At 50.6% G+C, this 3,861-nt stretch carries 4 protein-coding genes; 1 reads left to right on the top strand and 3 read right to left on the bottom strand.

All coding sequences use genetic code 11. From position 1 onward, the window contains the following. The first annotated feature begins 48 nt into the window (after nt 1-48). Nucleotides 49-804, top strand: a complete 756-nt coding sequence (locus R3177_RS13710) for an alpha/beta hydrolase (protein WP_318971583.1) — start codon at nt 49-51, stop codon at nt 802-804. Nucleotide 805: 1 nt separating this feature from the next. Here R3177_RS13710 and R3177_RS13705 read toward each other — a convergent pair whose 3' ends face one another. The 3 genes from R3177_RS13705 to R3177_RS13695 form a co-directional block, all read right to left on the bottom strand. After that, complete coding sequence (locus R3177_RS13705; protein ID WP_318971582.1) at nt 806-1,666, bottom strand: bile acid:sodium symporter family protein; 861 nt, start codon at nt 1,664-1,666, stop codon at nt 806-808. Continuing rightward, the gene (locus R3177_RS13700) at nt 1,659-2,795 is read right to left on the bottom strand and encodes a sulfite exporter TauE/SafE family protein (RefSeq protein ID WP_318971581.1); all 1,137 of its coding nucleotides are present in this window, start codon (nt 2,793-2,795) and stop codon (nt 1,659-1,661) included. The genes R3177_RS13705 and R3177_RS13700 overlap by 8 nt, the downstream gene beginning before the upstream one ends. A gap of 33 nt (nt 2,796-2,828) precedes the next feature. After that, nucleotides 2,829-3,861, bottom strand: a 1,033-nt coding sequence (locus R3177_RS13695; protein WP_318971580.1) for a vWA domain-containing protein, incomplete at its 5' end; no start/stop codon positions are given.

Below are 3,861 nucleotides of genomic sequence, written 5' to 3'. Positions count from 1 at the left end.
TAATTAAGTTAAGCTGATAATCCGTGTTTGTCAGCAATGGTGAGTCTTATGCGAAATCTGCTGACCATTGTGGTTTATCTGGTGGCAGGCTATGGTCTGCTTTGTCTGGTGCTATACCTGTTACAGCGCCAGCTGATCTACTTTCCGGTACCGGCAGAGCTGCCGGCTGCAGATCCGCTGGTATTGAAACAGCCCAACGCAACTGTGCTGATAAGCCAGCGGCCGCTTAACAGCAAACAGGCGCTGCTGTACTTTGGTGGTAATGCTGAAGATGTCAGCGTTTCACTGCCCGAATTCGCTGCAGCCTTCGCTGAGCACGCCATTTATCTGATGCATTACCGTGGCTATGGTGGTAGTAGCGGCAGCCCTTCAGAGCAGGCGTTGGTTGCTGATGCCCTGGCGTTATTTGACACGCTGCAACATCAGCATCGTCAATTTACCGTAATTGGCCGCAGTTTAGGCACGGGTGTCGCAGTACAACTGGCCGCGCGCCGACCTGTTTCGCAGCTGGTACTGATCACGCCTTTTGACAGCTTAACAGCAGTGGCCCGCCAGCAAATGCCTTACATTCCAGTCAGCTGGCTGCTGCAAGACCGCTTTGAATCGCATTATTTTGCTGCTGACATCAGCTGTCCTGTACTGCTGCTGGTGGCAGAACAGGACGACATTATTAAAGCAGAGCGCAGTGAGGCACTGTACCGGGCATTTAAAGCCGACATCACAACGCTAATCCGTTACCCCGGCAACCACAACAGCGCCCTTCCCGCCAAACAGATTGCAGCCTGGCTTGATGCTGATAACTGAATCAGTTGCTGATATTACGCCGCGCCCACAATGCAAACAGCGAGGCACTGCCAAACATTAACAGGCTATAGACACTGGGGGCTATCGACATGGCCGAACTTTGTAATATACCGGTGGTAATTAACAGTGCCAGGGTGCCGTTTTGCAGGCCCACCTCCAGACATATCGTCCGGGCCTGGCGCTCCTGCTGTAACAGCCACTTCCCCAGCAAATAACCAAGCAGCATGGTTATCAGGTTAAGAGTAAGCGCTGCCGGGCCGGCTTTCGCAATAAAACGCCATAAATCATCGCCTAAATCAACAGAAATACTAACGATAAGTAGTAAAAGTACGATTATTGAAAATTTACTGATAACAGGCTCTGTGGCTTTGGCAAAAGCTGGAAAATGGGCCCGGAGCAACATGCCCACCAGGATCGGAAAGACGCTGACAATCATCAGGGTTAACCAGGTTTGGATTACCGGCAGCTGCAGGTTAGATTCCGCACCACCATAAAAAACAATAGCCCAGGCAGCCAGTAACGGAATGGTAAAGGGCGTAATTAAACCCACCACAGCAGTTAACGATACAGACAGGCCGACGTCAGCTTTACTCAAATAACTGTACAGATTAGAGGTCGTGCCGCCGGGGCAAAGCGCTAAAATAAATAAGCCAATTGCCAGCTCTGCCTGTAACTCAAATAACGCGATAACCGCTATTGCTGCCAATGGCAGTAGCATCAGCTGTGCAGCTGCACCAATAAGAAAGCCTTTAGGTGCCGCAAAAACCCGGCTGAAATCAGCTGGCCGCAAGCTCATACCAACACCGGCCATAATAAGAATAAGTGCTAAAGGTAGACCAATCTGAGTGAGGATATTAAACATCACTGTTCCTGTCTTTTATATCCAGATCACCCGAACGCAGCACGGCTGTCAGCTGACCCGGTTTGGGCTGGTTTGCCGTCTGAGCAGTTGCCAGCATTGCTGACTCTGCGCGGGTCTCTTTTTCGCCCACTAATACCGAGCCCCAGCGCCGTAACAGCTCAAACCCGACAAGACAGACAGTAACTGCCAGCACTGCCAGCACCATACCACTTACACCCAGCCGCTGCTGCTCAGCATATAGCGTCCAGATAAACTGACCGACACACAAGGTGGCGACGACCAGTAACGTCGGCTTACGGCCAATTTTAGCAACAATAAACACCCCCAGCGGTGCGCCTATTGCCACCACCGGCGCTGCCGCCAGCCAGTTTTCAAATACCCCGGGGGCCAGCCCCTGACCTGAAACAGTTTTAACCAACACGCCCAGTACCGAGGTAAAGGCCATAATAACCACCGACGTTGGAATGGCAATTTTTAAATCAGCCCGGCACAGCAGCACCAGTGCGGTATATAGCACCATGTCGATGCCAACTCCGGTGACGGCAGCCACCGTTGCGCCTGCCAGTAAGCCAATCCATAAACCCAGTTTAAAATCCCAGCGCTCGTCAAACTCTGTCATGCCGATATGGCCGGCAATTTCTTTAAGCCGTAACAAATGCAGCAAACCAAAACTGGCCCAGATAACGGCAAACAACAGCTTGATCCAAAGTTCCGGAATAAAAGGTGCAATAAAGAAAATGCCAAAAGGTGTACCAAACAGTGTGCCGAGCATGGCGCCTTTTAACGTGGCCCAGGCCAGTGGCTGGCGCCGGGCCATAATAAAAATAGCGGCGCTGGTCATGCCAACAGACTGAATAGCAAAACTGAAGTCCCGCCCTAAACTTGCCGGTTGCTCAAACAGTAACACTAATACCGGAAAACCGACAGTGCCGCCGCCCATTGGGGTCGACCCCGCGGCATAACTGCCAAAGGTCATCGCAACCGCCATTGGCCAATGCGCTACTGCTGTCGACCAATAGCCAAGACCCGCCATTAAATACAGCCAGACCGCATAAAAGCCTGCCAACCATAGCAGCCAAAGCCATAATCGCGTTTTCAGCACCACAGCCCCGGTCGAAGGTGAAGTCATACCGCACATCCTCAGTACATTTAGTGGCTGAGCTTAAACCAGCGTTTTAATTGCCCTGGCCAGGCCGTCCAGGGTTAACGGATACATTCGCTTTGTCATTAACTGGTTAATCATCTCAATGGAATAGTAATGGTTCCACCACTGCTCAGGTTGCGGGTTTAGCCAGACTGCTTTTGGGTAATGATGGGTCAGTCGTTGTAACCAGACTTTACCCGGTAACTGATTATAATGCTCGACACTGCCACCCGGATACTCGATTTCGTAGGGTCCCATTGTCGCATCACCGACAAAAATCAGCTTATAGTCACTGCCATAAGTGTGAATAATATCGTCAACTTTTATCTGCTCGGTATAACGGCGTTTATTATCCCGCCAGACCCCTTCATAAACACAGTTATGAAAATAAAAAAATTCCAGATACTTAAATTCGGTTTTTACCGCGGCAAACAATTTCTGGCACTGCTCGATATGATCATCCATCGAGCCGCCAACATCAAAAAAAACTAATAATTTTATCGCGTTGTGCCGCTCCCGGATAAAGCGTAAATCCAGCCAGCCTGCCTGCTCGGACGTAGCCTGAATAGTCCCATGCAAATCCAGTTCGGTCTCGCTGCCAGTACGGGCAAATTTGCGCAGTTGTTTTAACGCCAGTTTAATACTGCGGTTATTCAGCTCACTGTCGGTGTCTAAGTCTTTAAATTCACGTTTATCCCACACTTTTACGGCCCGGCGCGCACCGCTGCCCTGCTGACCAATCCGCACCCCCTCGGGGTTAAAGCCATAAGCGCCAAAAGGTGAGGTACCGCCGGTGCCTATCCATTTATTACCCCCACTGTGCTTTTTTTGCTGCTCTGCTAACCGCTCACGCAACGTTTCCAGCAATTTATCCAGACTGCCAAGCGCCTGCAGTTTCGCTTTATCTTCGTCAGTTAACTTACGAAGCACCTCAGGTACTAACCAATCCGGCGGTATGCTGGCGGCAATATCAACCTCAGCTACACCTTGAAAATAATCGGCAAAGGCGCGGTCGAATTTATCGTACTGGGTTTCATCTTTTACCAGGCAT

The sequence above is a fragment of the Arsukibacterium sp. genome, from assembly GCF_033722355.1.
In the GTDB taxonomy this organism is placed as follows: Bacteria; Pseudomonadota; Gammaproteobacteria; order Enterobacterales; family Alteromonadaceae; genus Alishewanella.
This window is presented reverse-complemented; position numbering and strand designations above follow the sequence as displayed.